The following is an 18,702-nucleotide window of genomic DNA, read 5'->3' on the forward strand; positions in this document are numbered from 1 at the left end:
GCGGCAGTCTGCTGTAACAGGAACACTCAATGAAAATAGTCATCGCTCCGGATTCCTTTAAAGAAAGTCTGAGTGCTATGGAAGTCGCCGCCGAGATTGAAACGGCGTTTAAACTGCACTTACCCCATGCCGAATATCTAAAAGTGCCGGTTGCCGATGGCGGTGAAGGCACGGTGCAGTCTATGGTGGATGCCACCAATGGCAGCATCATTGAATTGTCAGTCACCGGCCCACTAGGCAACAAAGTCAGTGCCCACTACGGTATTCTGGGGCAGATTGCGGGAACACCGCTGACTGCCGTGATCGAAATGGCTGCGGCTTCGGGTTTGCATCACGTGAAAGCTGCCGACCGTAACCCACTGATCACCACCACCTATGGTACTGGTGAGCTGATCAACGATGCCCTTGCCCGCGGCATTCGTCATATCATTTTGGGGCTGGGAGGCAGTGCTACCAATGATGGTGGTGCCGGCATGGCTCAGGCGCTGGGTGTCCGCTTGCTAGATAAAGCAGGCAACGACTTAGCCGTTGGCGGTGGTGCACTGGCGCAGCTTGCCAGCATTGACTTGTCACAGCTGCAACCTTTGCTGGCCGAGTGTACTGTTGAAGTCGCCTGTGACGTTGATAATCCGCTGTGTGGTGAACGCGGCGCCTCCGCAGTATTTGGTCCACAAAAAGGCGCGACGCCAGCCATGGTAAACACTTTGGATCAAGCGTTGAGCCATTATGCCGATGTTCTGGCTCGCAGCGGTTTTGCCGATCTGCGGCAACAACCTGGCGCAGGAGCCGCGGGAGGTATGGGACTGGGGGTGATGGCGTTTCTTGGTGGCAAGTTGCGCCCAGGCATCGATATCGTCATGGAAGCCGTCAAACTGGATGAGAAGCTGGCGGGCGCCAATTTGGTGATCACCGGTGAAGGACGCATTGACGGCCAGACAATTTTCGGCAAAACCCCCATGGGTGTGTTGCGGCTGGCACAAGCTAGGCAACTGCCGGTGATAGGCATAGCGGGTTGTCTAGGCGACGGCGCAGAAAAAGTGCTAGAGAAAGGCATGGCAGCCATTTTCGATATCATCCCGGCCGCCACAGATCTGGAACATGCATTACGCAATGCCCGCCCCAACCTGCATAGGGCCGCCAGTAATATTGCTGCTATGTGGGTGCTTGGCCTACAAGACAAAAACTAAGATTACCTTTTCGATATACACCAGTTGGGCAGAGATGGTTCATCATCGTTAGGTTTGCCATTCAAGTTCACGCACATAGCGGCAATTAAGATTAAGCCACGTCAAACGTCTAAAAAGCCTGTTTTTCAGGCTTTTTACTTTTTAAACAATATTGTTAGCCTGCGGCGCTTTGCTCTGCTGTAACAACTGCTGGCCCTTGTCGCCGGCCATACCTGAACCACAATACCATTACCAACCCCACCGCTGCGGTAGCCGCACCGGCCAGTGGCACGGCGCTCAAGCCAAAGCCAGCACTTATCATCAGCGCACCCAATACCGCGCCTAATGCGTTACCCAAGTTAAATGCACCTATATTCATCGCGGATGCCAGGCTGGGCGCTTCTGCTGCCTCCTGCACTACCATAGCCTGCAGTGGTGGCACCAACGCAAAACTGGCAATACCCCACAGAAAAATCAGCGGCACAACCATTAATGGCACGGCAACAGTGATAGCCAACACAACCAACAGCAGCATAACCGCCACTAACGACACGATAAGCGTTAAATCCATTGAACGATCCGCAAAGCGACCGCCAAGAAGATTGCCCACTGCCAAGCCAATACCGTACAGCACCAACATTGCCGTCATAAAAAAGGTAGAAGCTTGAGTCTCCTGCTGCAAAATAGGCACGATATAAGTAAACACGGTGAACATCGCACTGGAGCTAACTACGGTTAGCAACAGGGCAACCAGCACCGACTTTTTACCCAGCACCCGCAGCTCATTACGCACATTGGCTTTTTGTTTATTGGCCATAGGCGGTAACGACAGTCGCAGCGCCAACATGGTCATCAGGCCAATAACAGCCATACCATAAAAAGCCGGGCGCCAACCAATCACTTCACCAATATAAGAGGCCAACGGCACGCCACCGATGGTCGCTATTGTCAAACCAGAAAACATCGCGGCTACAGCCCCGGCGCGTTTTTCTGGCGGCACCACATTCATCGCAACGATCGCCCCGACACCAAAAAAAGCGCCGTGGTTAAACGATGTAATAATTCGCCCCAACAGCAGCACATTATAATTGTCGGCCATTGCCGAAATCAGGTTACCAGCGGTAAATATCGCCATCGACAACAGCAGTAGATTACGCCGTGCCATATTGGCAAATGCCAGCGTCATTAAAGGGGCTCCCAGCAATACACCAAAAGCATAAGCGCTGATCAGCATACCGGCGGTTGGAATAGATACGCCAAGGTCAGTAGCAATCACCGGCAGCATACCCATAGGGGAAAACTCGGTAACGCCGATGCCAAAGGCCCCTAGCGCTAGCGCGAATAAAGGAAAATTGATTTTCATACTGTGTCTCGTGAATTAAATCTCGCTAATTTGTGATGCAGCAGAATATACTCATGTTAAAAACCGAGAAAAAGCAGCGTCAGAGACATTCAGCTTTGTGCCTGAATCACAAATAAGCAGTACACAAATAGGCTAATCACTATCAGCGGGTTTCTTATGAGCGTAATAAAAACCGACAGAACAGCAGAAATGGAAACCTTTTTATCGGTTGCCTGTACAGGCAGTTTAAGTGCGGCAGCACGTGAACTGCAGCTTACGCCCTCAGCCGTCAGCCGCATGATGACGAGGCTAGAAAAACGCCTTGGCGTGCGCCTTATCGTGCGCAGCACCCGCAGCCTGCATTTAACCAGCGAAGGCGAATCTTACGCGTTAGCTGCGCGGCGGATTTTAAAAGATTTGGATGATACCGAGCTAACCATCGCTAACCGTGGCAGCCCCAGTGGCAAGATCAAAGTCACCACAGCGACCGCACATAGCCGCCTGACAATCGTGCCACTGTTAAAAGAGTTTTTGCAGCGCTATCCCGATATTACGCTGGAGATTGATGTATCAGACCAACTCCGGGATGTCGCATCCGGTCAGGTTGACGTGGCTATCCGCTTTGGCCAGTTGCCAGACAGCGGTTTACATGCCCGCCGTTTAGGCGATACCGGCCGCGTAGTACTGGCCTCCCCCGAATATCTGGCTAAAGCTGGCGAGCCACAAACGCCAGCCGATTTGGCCAAGCACAACTGCCTCGATTTTAACTTTCGCCGGATCGAGCCGGGCTGGCCGTTTCGCCAGAACGGTAAGGATTTTATGCTCGCCGTCAGAGGTAACGTTATTGCAAACAACGGCGAAACCTTAGTAGAACTGGCGCAACAAGGTATCGGTATTACCCGCGTTGGCCGCTTTCATGTGCAACAGGCGCTGGCCAGCGGCCAACTGGTTGCACTGCTTGAAGACTACAACCCGCAGGACAGAGAGGCGATTCACGCCGTGTTTATCGGCGGTAACAATGTGCCCGCCCGCATCCGTGTATTCGTGGATTATCTGGTCGAAAAAATGAGCTCGTGAAGGCAAACGGCATAGGCAACGGCGGCTTAGTAAGCATCGGCTAGAGGCGCTTGTGTTTATGGCACTGACAGCCAGAACTTGTCGCCTTATGCTGCTTGCAGTAAAGTGAGCACCCCAAGTAGATATCGCCTGCCGTTGGCTGGCTCTTGTAATGTGAGATCTGGACCATCCATGACTGACAAGCCTCGCAAGGCAACCGCCTCAGCGCAGAGCATGATGCGCATCTTTACCGTTCCAGAAGCGCCAGAATCGACTTTAAGTAAGATTGAACACGCGCTATCTGAGGATTTAGCGGGATTTCTGACCCAGAGCATTGTGGCACTGGAGAAACCGCTGAGCGAGATTGAAGAGGATTTTCAGGCTTACAACATCCCGACTGAACCCACGTTTGTGTCTGATTATACCGAAGAGATGATGCAAAACCTGGTGGCACATTCGGTACATACTGCCGCACCTAGCTTTATCGGCCATATGACGTCAGCAATGCCTTACTTTGTCTTGCCACTGTCCAAAGTTATGGTGGGACTCAACCAGAATCTGGTCAAAATCGAAACATCTAAGGCGTTTACCCCCCTAGAACGTCAGGTGCTGGGGATGATGCACCACTTGGTCTATGGTGAAAATACCGCGTTTTACCGTCAATGGATGCATAGCGCTACGCACGCGCTAGGGGCGTTTTGCTCCGGCGGCACGGTTGCCAATATCACCGCGTTATGGATTGCCCGTAACCAATTACTGCAAGCCGATGGCGAATTTCCCGGGGTTACCAGCGCCGGACTGATGGCGGCTCTGCGCCATTATGGTTGGCAGGATCTGGCCATTCTAGTTTCTGAACGCGGTCACTACTCCCTCGGCAAAGCCGCTGACTTGCTGGGCATTGGCCGCCAGAATATTGTGTCAATCCCAACCGATGCGGACAACAAAGTGGATGTAGCGCAAATGCGCGCAGCCGCCGAACGGCTGACGGCACAAGGCGTGCGCATCATGGCAATTGTTGGTGTTGCCGGTACCACAGAAACCGGGAATATCGACCCGCTGCACCAGTTGGCTGACCTTGCTGCCGAATACCAGTGCCACTTTCATGTCGATGCGGCTTGGGGCGGCGCCAGTTTGATGTCGTCCAAATATCGATACTTACTGGATGGGATTGAGCGCGCGGACTCAGTCACCATTGATGCGCACAAGCAGCTGTATGTGCCAATGGGCGCTGGCATGGTGCTATTTCGAGATCCCAGACTCGCCCGTGCCATTGTGCACCATGCCGAATATATCCTGCGCCGTGGTTCCAAAGATCTTGGCTCACAAACGTTGGAAGGTTCCCGGCCTGGTATGGCAATGCTAGTGCACGCCTGCTTGAATATTATCGGCCGCCACGGCTATGAGATTTTGATCAATAACTCTCTGGAAAAGGCCCGTTTCTTTGCCGGATTAATTACTGCGCATCCAGATTTTGAATTGATAAGTGCCCCGGAATTGTGCCTGCTGACGTATCGCTATGTACCAAGACAGCTACAAGTTGCGCTCAGTGCTGCAGTAACCAAGGGTGAATGGGATAAAGTGGCGTTGCTCAACAACTTGCTAAACGATCTGACACAATTAGTACAGAAAAACCAACGTGAACAGGGGAAATCTTTTGTTTCCCGAACCCGGTTGCAGCCTGCGCGTTACCAGCGTCAAACGGTAACAGTTTTCCGCGTAGTACTGGCGAACCCGTTGACCACGGAGCAAATCCTCCGCGACGTGCTGACAGAACAACAGCAACTGGCGGAACAACAACAAGAGATCCTGCAACAACTGCAACTTACTGGTGGCTGATTAACTGAGCGACCAGTATCTAGCTACGCCAGCGGTTATCGAGCTGTTGCCAGCGATTGCCGTGGTCATCAGTGGCGGAGCAATTAAGCCTCCGCCGCCAGCAATCAGCGGCCAGCAGCAAAGACGCTGAGGGAAACCAGCGCCATCCCAATGCTAGTAGCACATGGCACGTTTCGCTGAATAATTAACCAATTCCAGAGCCATCAGCTAATGCTTACCAGTTATTTATCATAACTTTCTAAAGTTAACTGCTATGATAGTCGCCTTATCTTAATGACATAGATTTCGAATATCCGACCGAAACCCGGTTACAACATCACTTGGTATTCCTTGCATTACTGAAATCTTTTTTATGTCGCATCCCATCATTCAGCAGGATTAAGGAGTTGTATGCTGTCCTTCATCAATAACTGGCCTTTAAGGATCAAAATAACGCTGACCTCGGCACTGCTTCTGGCAGTCATGAGTTTTGCTTTGATTTGGCAAAGTATGGCGTCACTCGATCAGACCATTAACAATACGCTCAACACCGATATTGACGGGTTTGCACAGTCAGTTTCTGTCAATCTAAGCAGCTGGATGAATGACCGAGTCCAGGCGATAGAAAAAACAGCAACCACATTGAGTGAACACCCGGAAATTGCGCCACACATTATCCTTCATCAAACAAAACAAGCACTTGGTTTTATTATCACTTACCTCGGGACGACCGATGGTCAGATGTTACAAAATGACCCCAACGTCATCTTGCAAAACTACGATCCCCGTAAACGCAGCTGGTATGAAGGTGCGGTGAGAGATAATGATTTATTCATCAGCGACCCATACACCTCCCTGACCTCCGGCAAATTTGTGGTGACGATTGCCTATCCGGTACACCGTGATAATCAGTTAATCGGTATTATTGGGGGCAATCTGACATTGGATACGCTCACCGAAACCATCGGCAAGTTGGCAATCCCCGGCAAAGGTTACGCCTTACTTATTGATGACAGCGACCAACTGATTGCCCACCCTGACGCTAAGTGGCGCCGCAAACCGGCTTCAGAGTTTTCTACAGAGCTGTCTCCGAATAAAATCCAAGCATTAATACAAGGGCACGCGATTGTCCGCGCTGACATTAACGCTCAGGACAGTCTGCTGTATGCCGTGAAAATTCCGGGGACTCGCTGGACGTTTGTCATGGTGATGGATCGGGATGAGATACTGGCACCAGTGCACCAGCAGTTTATAACACAGGTGGCTATTGGCATCGGCATGCTGTTACTCGCAATAATCATCATGGTGCTGATGACCCGCGTATTGTTCCGCGATCTGGAGCAAATCCGTAGCAACCTTAACGCCATTGCGGAAGGCAACGGTGATCTCACCAAACGTCTTCCCATCAATGCTAATGACGAAATCGGTCAGTTGGCCGGCAGTTTTAACCGCTTCATCGCGCAATTACACGGTATCATCTCCAACCTGCGACAGACGGCGACCTCACTGCAACAGGAAGCAGAATCCTCCGCCACTACTGCCCACCAGCAGCACCAGCGGGTACAGAAGCATCAATCTGAACTACACATGGTGGCCACTGCCATCACCGAGATGGCATCTGCAACGCAGGAAATTTCCAGCAATGCCGAATCGACGTCGCATCAGGCAATGGATACCGTTTCGCTCAGCGAACAGGGGCGGCAGCAGGTGGATAAAAGTCAGCATTCGGTTTCAGCGCTAGCGGATGATCTTGGCAACACCGGCAGTATCATCAATGAATTACACCGCCACTCACAAGAGATCAGTTCGATTCTGTCAACCATTGCAGGCATAGCCGATCAGACTAATCTGTTGGCGTTGAATGCAGCGATTGAAGCGGCCCGCGCCGGAGAACATGGGCGAGGCTTCGCTGTGGTTGCAGATGAGGTACGGGTATTGTCAAAACGTACCCACGACTCCACCAAAGAGATTGAAGCCACCATTGAAATCCTGCAGCAAACCACAGCGAAAGCGGTAACTGCGATGACCCATGCCGGCGATATGGCCTCGGAAAGTGTCAATGATGCCAAAGCTGCCAGTCATATCCTGCAGCAGATCAATGAAGCCGTCAGCCATATTAATGATATGGCGGCACAAATTGCCTCTGCCGCCGAAGAGCAAGCGTCTGTGACTATAGAAATCAACCGCAACACAGAAACCATTCGCGAAGTGGGCGATGAGATGTCCCGTAGCAGCGAAACCGCTTCCGCCGCGGCGATTACCCTCAAGGAGCTTGGTACCGACATTAACCGAGAGGTCAATAAGTTCATTCTCTGATGTTCGGAGCTCAGGCGGCAGCGTTTAACGACCTGCCGCCTGTGATTTATCGGATTTAGCCCATGCTTTCAAGGATTAAAAGTAGTAAAAACATCTGGGTCGGATACAATGCCGAGGCTCATACGGTAAATTCCGATAATTATTCATGCACAAATTAATGACATATCAATGGCACAGAATCACCTAATCAACGGCTTTTTTCCGCCGTTGCTTATCTTGGTCGCTGCGACCATTGCGGTATTGTTTAATGACAGAATTACCGGTGAATGGCTGACAGCATTGCTGTGGTTGCCTTACGCCCTAGGCGCAATTGGAACCTTGATTGCACTGCAGTTTTCCAAACGTCAGTTACTACTGAGTATACTGCTGACCGTAGCCAATTATCTGCTGATCCGCAGCTATCTACAGGCCCCTATCACGTCTGAGCTGGTTCGCTACGTGTATACATTGCTGGTGCTCAGCATGCCGTTAATGATGCTGTGCAATCAACTGGTTACCGAGCGTGGGCTCACCCATCCCAATACCTTTGTGCTTTGCAGCTTGGCGCTAATGGTGGCCGGATTAGCCGCTGCATTTTACGTGCTGGAGGGAGCCAATATCGTTGCGTGGCTGGATCGCTATTTTGCACCCCGCAGTTATGCGCAAATAGTGGTCAGCGTCAATGGACTGCTGTTTTCACTGACGATGTTGATACTAAGCCTAGGATTATGCCTGTGGCGTAAGGGCACGATTCAAATCGGCCTATTCTTTGTTATGCTGGCTAACACCGTACCATTGTATTGCCTAGATATTCTCTATATTTCCAGTATTTTCGCGACAGCGGCCCTGAGCATTGCGCTATTGACCGGCATCAAAACCTCCCATGACTTGGCCTATCGAGATCAGTTGACTGGGCTGCATGGTCGCCGAAAGCTGTTTGAACGCCTAGCCGGGTTGTCTCGCCACTACTCACTGGCAATGCTGGATATTGACCACTTCAAGAAATTCAATGACACCTTCGGTCATGATGTGGGCGATGATGTCCTGGCAATGGTGGCCAGCAAAATCGCCCAGGTAGGTGGTGGCGGTGAAGTGTTCCGTTATGGCGGCGAAGAATTTACCTTCATCTTTCACGGTATGGGTAAGAAAGAGGCGGCAGAATACCTGAATGAAATCAGAGAATTAATTGCCAATACCCCATTTATCGTTAGAGACCGCTCCCGCCGCAAAACAGCCACAGCCGAACAACGCGGCAAGAGTGCAAGCGCTGGACAGAAAAAAGTGCAGATCACCGTCAGCATTGGTGTCTCAGAAAAAGCCCAAGGCCGAGAGCAAGCAGAACAGATCATCAAGGCAGCAGACAAGGCGCTGTATCAGGCCAAAGAACAGGGCCGAAACTGTGTGAAAGTGCTGTAGGTTATCTGCATCAAGTGATGGTAACTTACTGTTGCAGGTCGCATAATGACTCTTAGTCAAAGATTTCCAACAATTGCCCATTCATAGAATGAGCCATGAGCTAAGAGGTGAATCGCTATGCAGTGTAATGTGGGGACAACTGACAAAATCATTCGGGTGATTATCGGTCTGGCCATTATGGCAGCGGGCTATTATTACCAATCCTGGTGGGGAATTATCGGTATCATTCCCTTAATGACAGCGGCTATTGGCTGGTGTCCACTCTATGTACCGTTTGGTATTTCCAGCTGTAAAAAATAATCTGACCTTTGCTAACCAACGCCGACGTTATGTCGGCGTTTTAGTGCTTGCGCAATACGCCCTTTATTGGGGCAATGACGCCTGATGCAACTGCACAAAAGCCTCCATGCGTGCGTTGCCACGCAATTCAGCGGCGGTCATATCATCCTGTGCCACCAATTGCTCTACTAATTGGTAATAACATTTAATTTTGGGTTCGGTGCCAGAGGGACGCACGATCACTCGGCCACCATTTTCCAGATGATAAATCAGCACATCACTGGCAGGTAACGCGATAGATTCCACCCGACCATCGGCAAAAGTGTGCTGGCGACTTTTTAAGTCGGCTATTGATAATACAGTCATTCCTGCCACAGAAGCAGGTGGATGTTGCCGCAACCAAGCACCAATATCCGGGGTGTCTGGTTTTAAGGCGATGCTCACCTGACGGCTGAGATACATGCCATGTTCACGATAAATGGCTTCTAACTGCTGCCAGATGCTCATTCCCTGCGCCGTCAGCTCGGCCGTCATCTGCACAAAAGCCAGCAGCGCGGATAATCCATCTTTGTCCCACACCAGACTACCCACGGTATAACCGAGGGCTTCTTCATAAGCGAACAGGAATTGCTGCTCTTGGCGTTGCTGTTTCATGCCTTCATTAGCGAGCCATTTAAAGCCAGTCAACGTGGTATAACAAACGCCACCGGCTGCCTTAGCAATCTGCTCAAGCAGTGCCGAAGACACGATGGTAGTGCCCACCAAGCGTTGATAGGCGGGGGCTTTGTTAAGCAGATAATGTCCCAGCAATATGCCCACCTGATCGCCGGATAACATCTGGTAGCTGTCGGCTCGGCGCACGGCCACAGCAAACCTGTCGGCGTCGGGGTCATTAGCGCAGGCCAGGAGCGCCTGATGTTTATGCGCTTCGGTGATCACCAAATCCATAGCGCCCGGTTCTTCTGGGTTGGGAAAATTCACCGTGGGAAAATGGCCGTCAGGCTGCTCCTGCGCCGCCACGGAAAATACCTGACGGAACCCCGCATCCGCTAACAGAGTTTTAGCCATCTTAGCCCCCACGCCATGCATCGCCGTGTAAGCAATTCCAATATTGTGGTCCGCCATCTGGGACTGCAATAATGGCGCGTTCAAAATAGCCTCGCGATAACTCTCGAAAAAATCACCATCCAGCCATTGCAGTTGCCCGTTCTGTTCGGCATCCAGCAATGATTGTACCGTCACTTGCTGGTGAGCAGCGTATTCGATACACGCCGCGATCCCAGCATCGTGCGGCGGAATAATCTGGGCACCGTTGCCCCAGTACACTTTGAATCCGTTGTATTGTGGCGGGTTATGGCTGGCAGTCACCACCACGCCAGCCGCCGCATTGAAGTGTTTAACGCCATAAGCAACCAATGGCGTTGGGCAAACATGGCGGGTAAGCCGCACCAAAATACCTAAGGCAGTCAGCACCATGGCAGTATCTTGCGCAAAGCGTGCTGAATCCAAGCGACCATCATAGCCGATAATCACTCCACGACTTTTAGCATCTGCTACCTGCCGCAACAGATACTGTCCAAGCCCCGCCGCGGTTTGACGGATCACTAGCTGATTCATTCTGCTAGGGCCAGCGCCCACCTCGCCTCTAAGTCCGGCGGTACCAAAGGCCAAACGTCCAGCAAAGCGCGCGGCTAGTTCGTTGTTATTGCCCTGCTGCGCTAGCTGTTGCAATTCATTACGAGTCTCTGGATCCGGGTCCATCTCCAGCCAGGCGTTGAGTTGCATTGCCAATCGACTATCCATTTTCATCCCCATTAATGGCAATTCAGATGCACCACCTTAGGCAAATTGTGCGCGTAGCTCAAGCGCCTTCAACACGATATTGCGCGTTATCCATATCAATAAAAATCCCAGTAACCGTTGAGTTACCGGGATTTAACGTGTAACCACACTCAGCAGTTAGAGCTTGTAAATATTGTCTGCCGCATCGCGATCCACCAGCTTCACATAGGGATCAACGCCCACATACGCTGGCTTGCTATCGAGCACAATCTCCAGATGATTGTCACCACTGTGCAGTGGATATTTCTGTAACAGCAACACCTGTTGCGGTGTTTGCAGTTTGTCTGGATTAGCACTGAAGGCACCAATATCAATCGCTTCATTCAGCGGCTTTTCGGTCTCTTTACCCTGTCCATCAGCCACTTTACGTTGAGCAAAAATATTCATAGTCACCTTAAACTTACCATTATCCAACGGCGCAACAGTGGCCTTGGTTAAGCGCAGATCATACAAGGTGATATCGCGGAAAGATTCATCGATGAACTGTGACTGCTCTGCGGTGGTATCACGTTTCAGATATGTCAGCAGATCCAGCGTGGTCGGATAAGGATCGTTACGATAGCGATAGCGCTCCAAAAATGCCTTTAGATTGTCATTAAGATGCTGCTCACCCAGGTGATCTTCCAGCGCCATCATAATCACCGAGCCTTTCTGGTAATGGATGTAATCCTGCCCTTCTGTGCGCAATAACGGCAACTCCTCTTTCTGCTCGGCAGAACGACCACGCAGGTATCGATCCAGCTCATATTTGAGGAATTTACGCAGGATCTCTGCGCCATATTTATGCTGCAGCACCATCAGTGCCGAGTACTGCGACAGACTTTCGGACAATACCGCACTGCCCTGTACATCGGCAGCCCCTAGTTGATGTCCCCACCATTGATGGGCCACTTCGTGGGCGGTCACATAATACACTGGGTCAATTTTTTCCTTATCGCGCAAATCGGTAACAAACCCAATTTTTTCGGAATAAGGCACGGTGTTGGCAAAACTCTGAGCAAAAGAGCGGTACCCCGGAAACTCAATAATCCGCAGTTGCCGATGCTGATACGGGCCAAATGCCTGGCTGTAATAATCGATAGCATCACGCACGGCTTCCATCATTCGGTCAACGTTCCACCCATGAGCCGGATGATAATAGACTTCAATGGCAATCCCTTTGTAATCCTGTTTTTTCAGTGCATAGTGCCCTGACAGAATCGAGTAGAAATTCACCATTGGATTATCCATCTGATAATGGAAGTAACGGCGACCGTCTTCTTGCCACTCTTTTTGCAGATATCCTGGCACTATTGCAAACTGGTCGGCGGAGGTAGAAACCGTTGCCTGAAAATCGATAAAACCGCCATCAACACCAAAGAAGTTCTGGGTATAGAAACGGCTATCTTCCAGTTTATGTGCTCGCGGTCTATCTTGTAGCCCGCGTTTTTCACGCTCATGGCGATCATCCAGCTCATAACCGGCGTTGTAGCCGAAACGTGGCAGCAAGCTCCAGTTATTGATAAAGGTACCGTTATGCACCACTTCGTAATCGAAGTCGCTTTCTTCAATCCCCACCGTTTTACGCAGCAATCGAATATGACCATCGATAGTACTGGCGGGGGCCACCGGCTTAGCAAATGTTAACCAGGCGACCCGGTATTTATCGTCAAACTGACCCAGTGTGGCACCTGGAATATCAATTTGCAGATCGGTCGCTTTGGTGTGTGAGGGCAAATTTATCAGAATACGGGAGATTTCCGCATCAGAACGATTCTGCCAGTGTATCGACATATCGGCTTTGATCGTCCGTTGCTCAGGGAAAATATCAATTGCCGCATTCACTGCCGTAGTTGTTAGCATTGGCATTGATTCATATTGTTTATAGTGTTTTTCATAGTCGGCCTGCAGATCCATCTGCGTTTCCGAGGTAATGTAATCGTTGACAACTTTGGTCTGATAAAAAAGATAGCTGCCCATTAACACAAACAGCACCGCCGCCGTAGCGATAGCCAGTTTACCCGTGGTTCCCAGTTGTCGGCCCAACATTGCCAATCGATAACGCAGACTTTGCTGCGGGCCTCGATGGTATAACCCATATCCCACCACAAACAGGATCAGGCTAAATGCGCCCCAATAAATCATGTACAGGGTGTGAGTTTTAAGGCTCCAGCCATAACCATTCATGTCGGAATAGCGCATAAAAGGTGACAGCGCGAAGTTATACAGTGAATGTCCTAGCCCCCAATTTGCCATCACCAGAGTTGTCATAAAATAGGCAATAAACAGCCCCATTCCCGCGTACTTATTAGGACTCACCACTTGCAGGAAAAACGCTAAGATTACCGACAGAAACAGCGGCAACAGGTTGAAATAGCCGAGACGGATAGCATATTGCGCCAATTCCAGCGTGTACTGTCCTTTAAGTAGCTGGAATACGATGGTGGTAGCGGTTGCCAACACGTACAGCAACACCATTACCAGCAAAGTGGACAACAGTTTAGAGCCCCAAAATACCAAGTTAGGCACCGGCAGCGCGTCGATAATATCGCCCATACCGGAGCTGCGCTCACGCCAGACAATTTCAGCGCTGTAATAAATGAGCACCAACACCATTAGCATACTGGTTGCGCCGGTGATGTTATCCACCATGATCTGGGTGACTGGCCAGTCCGAGGTGCCGTACCAACCATAGTCACCCAGCAGTTGGCTACCGAGGGTAAACACGGTTATGGCACCTAACACCATAAAAGAAGCACTGAGCAACACCTGACGGATCTCAAACTTAACGCGGGTATTGAACTGTAAGAGCGCCGAAGGTGCGGTAGGCCGCAGCAATTGCGCCAAAGGTTGTAGTGTGGGGACGGTATCCATCTTTTTGGATTTGCGCTCTTTTTTCTGCGCCAACTGCGGATAGCGCCAAATTCCGCTTAGCAACAACAACGCCAGCGCCACCACCAGCCATAGCACTCGGTTTAACAGCAATACACCATGTAATCCGGCTACTAGCGTGTTTTTTTCACTCATGGTCCAATATCGGGCGACATCAGAAAAAGCGCGCAAGCCGAAGGGATCAAGAATCGCCGCGATGTTGCGATACTGTGGTTGGCTGGCCATTTCACCGCTGAGGTTGTACAGCACAAACAAGATAACCGCCGTCAGATACAGCCCCATCAACGAGCGAAAACGGCTAGCCATGGCATAAAACAGTGCCGATAGCAGCAACAGCGTCGGCATGGATAAGGTCAAAAACGGCACCAGATAGTACTGCAAATGGTTTGGGCCAAAACGGCTGACATCAACCCACGGCATATAACTGCCGAGCCACATAGCCAATGGCACAAAGGCGAAGACGGCCAATACCACCAGATAACTGCCGATAAAGCGTCCAAGATGATATGCCAACGGCCGTAGCGGTTTACTGTAGAGGATCTCCTCCATCTGATACTGTTGATTGCGCACGGCGGTAGTGCCGACGAAATTCACTACCGCGAACATCCCAATAATGCCCATGATCAGCAGTGTCTGGGATATGGCAAACGGGCTGTTTTTCAGTACCTCGCCACCGCCGCCAATACGAACATTTTCTGAAACAACCGCAAAGAAGCTGACAAAAAACAGTAGCAGAGCTACCACATAGAAAGAAGGCTGACGCAGGTAATAGCGCCACTCAAAGCGTAACAGAGCGAGCAACATATGTACCTCCTCAGGCGGCTTTATCAGCACTGCGATGACGATGCAGTGTTGAGAAATACAGATCTTCCAACCCGGGAGTAGCCGCCGCAAAACCTGCAGGCGCTTGCTCGGCCAGTACATTGAGTACGGTGCGGCCACCGTGTAACCGTTTAGAGATAACTTGCAGATGTTGTTCCAGCTCAGCTGCTTCGGCCTGGGTCACAGTTCTGGTCCATATACGGCTCTGCAACGATTCCAGCAATTGATGAGGCTCCCCTTGCAGCAGGATCTGCCCCCCAGCCAACACCGCCATGTTGGCACATAGCTCCGAGACATCATCGACAATATGGGTCGACAGGATCACCACTTTATCTTCACCAAGGCTCACCAACAGATTATGAAAGCGGTTCCTCTCTTCTGGATCCAGCCCCGCGGTGGGCTCATCCACAATCAGCAGTTTAGGATCGCCGAGCAAGGCTTGAGCAATTCCGAAACGCTGCCGCATACCACCGGAAAAACCACTCACGGCTTTATTTCGATGTTGATACAGATTGGTATGCGCCAGCAAGCCTGCAACCACTTCCCGGCGCTCGGCTTTATGATTGATACCTTTAAGCAGTGCCAGATGTTCCAGTAAATCCCAGGCGCTGATACGCGGATAAACATTAAAGTCTTGTGGCAGATATCCGAGTGTTTGCCGCAGCCGCTGCGGCTCATGCAGGACATCAATATCATCGAAAAAGACACTACCACTGTCGGCGGGCTGTAGCGCTGCAATAGTGCGCATCAAGGAGGATTTCCCCGCGCCGTTGGGGCCCAGCAGGCCAAACATCCCTTTGGGAATGTCCAGTGTGACATTGTCTAGGGCTTTAACACCGTTGCTGTAGGTTTTGCTTAAAGATTGGATGCGCAGCATAGTTCCTTCCTGCTTAAAATGACCCTAAAGCTTTAAGCTAACACGATTACATACTGTCGTATTTTAGATAATTGTAACAAGAATCATACAATTAGATTATTCTCATACAACAAAAAACTGTGTAATAAATAATGAAAAAGCAGTGGAAACTGCCACTGCTTTCATCATAGCCACCACTGTCAGGCATTACGCGTGACGGCGTCAACTCACAGCAAACCTTCCGCTTGCATCGCCCGTTGTACCGCGGGACGCTGTGCAACACGAGCACCGAGCGCCTGAAGCGTTGGCCATGGCGTCATATCAAAGTGCACCAGTCGCGCCCAATTGAGCACGGTAAACAAATAAGCATCGGCAGCACTATAACTTCCGGTGAGATAGTTTTTATCACCGAGTTCGGCAGCAATCCAGTTAAGGCGACGGGTCAACAATGCCTGAGTCGCCTTTCTGGCATCCTCACTGGCATTAGGATTAAATAAAGAACCCATAGGCTTGTGAATTTCGGTAGAGATATACACCAGCAGACTCAATAGTTGATAACGCGCTTCACCACTGGCCGGAATTAGCCCAGCCTCTGGCCGCTGATCACATAGGTATTGGGCTAGGACTGAAACTTCCGTCAGCACATGGCCGTTATCCAGCGCTAATGCTGGGACATATCCCTTACTGTTAATGGCTAAAAAATCTGCCCCACTTTTAGTGAGTTTGGCTTTCAAATCCACCTGTTCCAACTCGTGAGTTAGATTCAGTTCTTCGAGCAGAATATGCGGTACCAGAGAACAAGCACCAGGAGCGAAGTAAAGTTTCATGAATACAATAATCCTTTGTTGATTACCTTCTTAAAAGAAGCGGGAGCAGTCTAGCGACTGGCGCATAGCGCACCAATACTTACCTCAAAGTTAGTGTTATTCAACTATGTTGCTACTGATATTCAACAATTTTATGCGACTGCCAACTGTGGCCGCTTGGCATAACGGTTGGCCAAAATCGCACAGTAAAAAATCTGCAGCGGGTGATATAACATAATTGGCAATAACAACATTCCCAACCGTGGATCGGCACCAAAAATCACTTTAGCCATCGGCACGCCAGCCGCCAAGGTCTTCTTAGTACCGCAAAATAGCGCAGCGATTTCATCTTCCACCGGGAACCCCAGACCTTTAGTCAGCCGCTGTAACAGAAATACCACCAGCAGCAGGATCAGCACACACAAAACTATAGTGGTGGCAAGCATCGGCACGGAGAAATCATGCCAAATGCCTTGCATCACCGAATCACAAAACGCGTTGTAGATAATCAGCAGGATCACTAGCTTGTCAACTTTACCGGTAAAGGATTTATGTTGTTGGACCCAGCCCAGCAGTTTGGGCCGCAACAGTTGCCCAGCCAACATCGGCAATAGCAGCATTTCGGCGATGCTGATAATGGTGTGGGTCAGATCCAATGAACCACCCGCAACATCCATAAACCAGCTAACCAACAATGGCGTAATGAAAATGCCGATAACATTTGACAGCGAGGCATTAAAAATCGCTCCTGGCACATTGCCGTGAGCCACGCTAGTCATGGCAACGGATGAAGAAATAGTGCTCGGCAGCACCAGCAGATAACAGAATCCCAACGCCAAGGCCGCAGGTAACAACAGGTTAAACAACCAAGCGAAGCACAGCCATAGCACCGGATACAGGATAAAAGTGGTGCTTTGAGTCAAAAGATGCAGACGCCAGTTACTAAGCCCGGCGCGAATAGCCGCTGGCGACAGACCAATGCCGTGCAGGAAAAAGATAATACCAATGCCCACAGCCGTCACCTTTTCCAGATGCAACACCCCACCGGAGTGACCAGGCACAGGTAACATGGCGGCTATGGCAATCGCCACCACCATTCCTAACAGGAACCATTCTTTCTTTAGTGTTTTCAACAACGCATCAAGCTGTTTCATAATCATTGTCCAAACAGAACGTCTAACGCATATGCCACGGGTGAGGCACAATCACTCGCCATAGGGTAAACTGCTGTTATTTTCCGGCTAACGGTAAAAACCAATAGAATGTCGAAAATAAGACAAAAACGTTTGATCCCGACTTTATCTGAGTTGCCGCGTCCCATTTATGCACGAGCCGAATCTTGGAGCGACAACGGCAGTCAGACAGAATGGCACAGTCATCCCTGGGGGCAACTGTCTTATGCTTTGTCCGGCATTTTAGTGGTCAATACCCGTCGCGGCCGTTATGTAGCACCGCCACAATACGCGATTTGGTTACCCGCGCAGGAACAGCACGAAGTGGTCTCAGGTGGCGCGGCGGTGATGCGCAGTCTCTATGTTGACAGCAGCCAACTGGCACAACCGCGCTGGCAGCAACCGCTGGTATGTGAAATTACCCCGTTGGTGCGTGAACTGATAATTCAATTCAGCGCCAGTCCCGCCGAATATGCGCCAGACACCCCGGCGGCCCGCTTAGCACAAGTGCTATTGGATCAATTGGCGCAACTGCCATCAGCGCCATTGCAACTGCCGATGCCGGAAGATCGCCGTTTACAGGCACTGTGTCAGCAATTGCAAACGGCAGATGAACAAATTCCTCTGGCGCAACTGGCATCGCAACTAGGACTGAGCGACCGCAGCGTCAGTCGCTTGTTCAAAGCAGAAACCGGCATGACCTTCCGGCAGTGGCGTCGAGCATTACGGCTATTTAAAGCACTAGAAGCGCTGCGGGAAGGCAAAGCAGTCACCACCGTCGCGCTGGATTGTGGCTATGACTCAGTATCAGCCTTCGTGTCAGCTTTTCGCGAGCAGTTTGGCAAAACGCCGGGACAATATTTTAAGCCTTGATCTTTCCTCTCAGGATAACCTGCTGATTTTTGCACATGGGCCTCTTTCCGGCATACAGCTAATGTGCTTTTATAACAGCTTCATAGCTAAC

Annotated in this window: 13 protein-coding genes; 7 read left to right on the forward strand and 6 right to left on the reverse strand. The window is 50.6% G+C overall.

Annotation, left to right across the window (positions count from 1 at the left end):
- The first annotated feature begins 29 nt into the window (after positions 1 to 29).
- A complete protein-coding gene (locus tag IE064_RS02015) occupies positions 30 to 1,187 on the forward strand; it encodes a glycerate kinase (protein WP_189615923.1) in 1,158 nt (385 codons plus the stop codon).
- A 154-nt stretch (positions 1,188 to 1,341) separates the two neighbouring features.
- Here IE064_RS02015 and IE064_RS02020 read toward each other — a convergent pair whose 3' ends face one another.
- A complete protein-coding gene (locus tag IE064_RS02020) occupies positions 1,342 to 2,529 on the reverse strand; it encodes an MFS transporter (RefSeq protein ID WP_189615924.1) in 1,188 nt (395 codons plus the stop codon).
- A 156-nt stretch (positions 2,530 to 2,685) separates the two neighbouring features.
- Here IE064_RS02020 and IE064_RS02025 point away from each other — a divergent pair, with 156 nt between their 5' ends.
- From IE064_RS02025 to IE064_RS02045, 5 genes are all read left to right on the forward strand, one after another.
- Entirely contained in the window at positions 2,686 to 3,585 is a 900-nt protein-coding gene (locus IE064_RS02025) for a LysR family transcriptional regulator (RefSeq protein WP_189615925.1), read from the forward strand.
- 171 nt (positions 3,586 to 3,756) lie between these two features.
- Positions 3,757 to 5,400 (forward strand): pyridoxal-dependent aspartate 1-decarboxylase PanP, encoded by a 1,644-nt coding sequence (gene panP, locus IE064_RS02030; RefSeq protein WP_189615926.1) that lies wholly within the window; start codon positions 3,757 to 3,759, stop codon positions 5,398 to 5,400.
- A gap of 390 nt (positions 5,401 to 5,790) precedes the next feature.
- A complete protein-coding gene (locus IE064_RS02035) occupies positions 5,791 to 7,695 on the forward strand; it encodes a methyl-accepting chemotaxis protein (RefSeq protein ID WP_189615927.1) in 1,905 nt (634 codons plus the stop codon).
- A gap of 168 nt (positions 7,696 to 7,863) precedes the next feature.
- Positions 7,864 to 9,090, forward strand: a complete 1,227-nt coding sequence (locus IE064_RS02040) for a GGDEF domain-containing protein (RefSeq protein ID WP_189615928.1) — start codon at positions 7,864 to 7,866, stop codon at positions 9,088 to 9,090.
- 117 nt (positions 9,091 to 9,207) lie between these two features.
- Positions 9,208 to 9,390 (forward strand): YgaP family membrane protein, encoded by a 183-nt coding sequence (locus tag IE064_RS02045; RefSeq protein WP_133037747.1) that lies wholly within the window; start codon positions 9,208 to 9,210, stop codon positions 9,388 to 9,390.
- A 63-nt stretch (positions 9,391 to 9,453) separates the two neighbouring features.
- Here the strand turns inward: IE064_RS02045 and IE064_RS02050 are convergent, their stop codons facing one another.
- The 5 genes from IE064_RS02050 to IE064_RS02070 form a co-directional block, all read right to left on the reverse strand.
- Complete coding sequence (locus tag IE064_RS02050) at positions 9,454 to 11,172, reverse strand: phospho-sugar mutase (protein WP_189615930.1); 1,719 nt, start codon at positions 11,170 to 11,172, stop codon at positions 9,454 to 9,456.
- 156 nt (positions 11,173 to 11,328) lie between these two features.
- Positions 11,329 to 14,886 (reverse strand): M1 family aminopeptidase, encoded by a 3,558-nt coding sequence (locus tag IE064_RS02055; RefSeq protein WP_189615932.1) that lies wholly within the window; start codon positions 14,884 to 14,886, stop codon positions 11,329 to 11,331.
- Positions 14,887 to 14,896: 10 nt separating this feature from the next.
- A complete protein-coding gene (locus IE064_RS02060; RefSeq protein ID WP_189615934.1) occupies positions 14,897 to 15,781 on the reverse strand; it encodes an ABC transporter ATP-binding protein in 885 nt (294 codons plus the stop codon).
- Between the two features lie 206 nt (positions 15,782 to 15,987).
- Complete coding sequence (gene gstA, locus IE064_RS02065; protein WP_133037751.1) at positions 15,988 to 16,587, reverse strand: glutathione transferase GstA; 600 nt, start codon at positions 16,585 to 16,587, stop codon at positions 15,988 to 15,990.
- 131 nt (positions 16,588 to 16,718) lie between these two features.
- The gene (locus IE064_RS02070; RefSeq protein ID WP_189615937.1) at positions 16,719 to 17,720 is read right to left on the reverse strand and encodes a bile acid:sodium symporter family protein; all 1,002 of its coding nucleotides are present in this window, start codon (positions 17,718 to 17,720) and stop codon (positions 16,719 to 16,721) included.
- A 108-nt stretch (positions 17,721 to 17,828) separates the two neighbouring features.
- On the opposite strand from IE064_RS02070, the gene IE064_RS02075 reads away from it, so the two are divergent.
- The gene (locus IE064_RS02075; protein ID WP_189615939.1) at positions 17,829 to 18,611 is read left to right on the forward strand and encodes an AraC family transcriptional regulator; all 783 of its coding nucleotides are present in this window, start codon (positions 17,829 to 17,831) and stop codon (positions 18,609 to 18,611) included.
- Positions 18,612 to 18,702 lie beyond the last annotated feature (91 nt).

The sequence above is a fragment of the Shewanella fodinae genome (assembly GCF_014651955.1).
Lineage (GTDB): Bacteria > Pseudomonadota > Gammaproteobacteria > Enterobacterales > Shewanellaceae > Shewanella > Shewanella fodinae.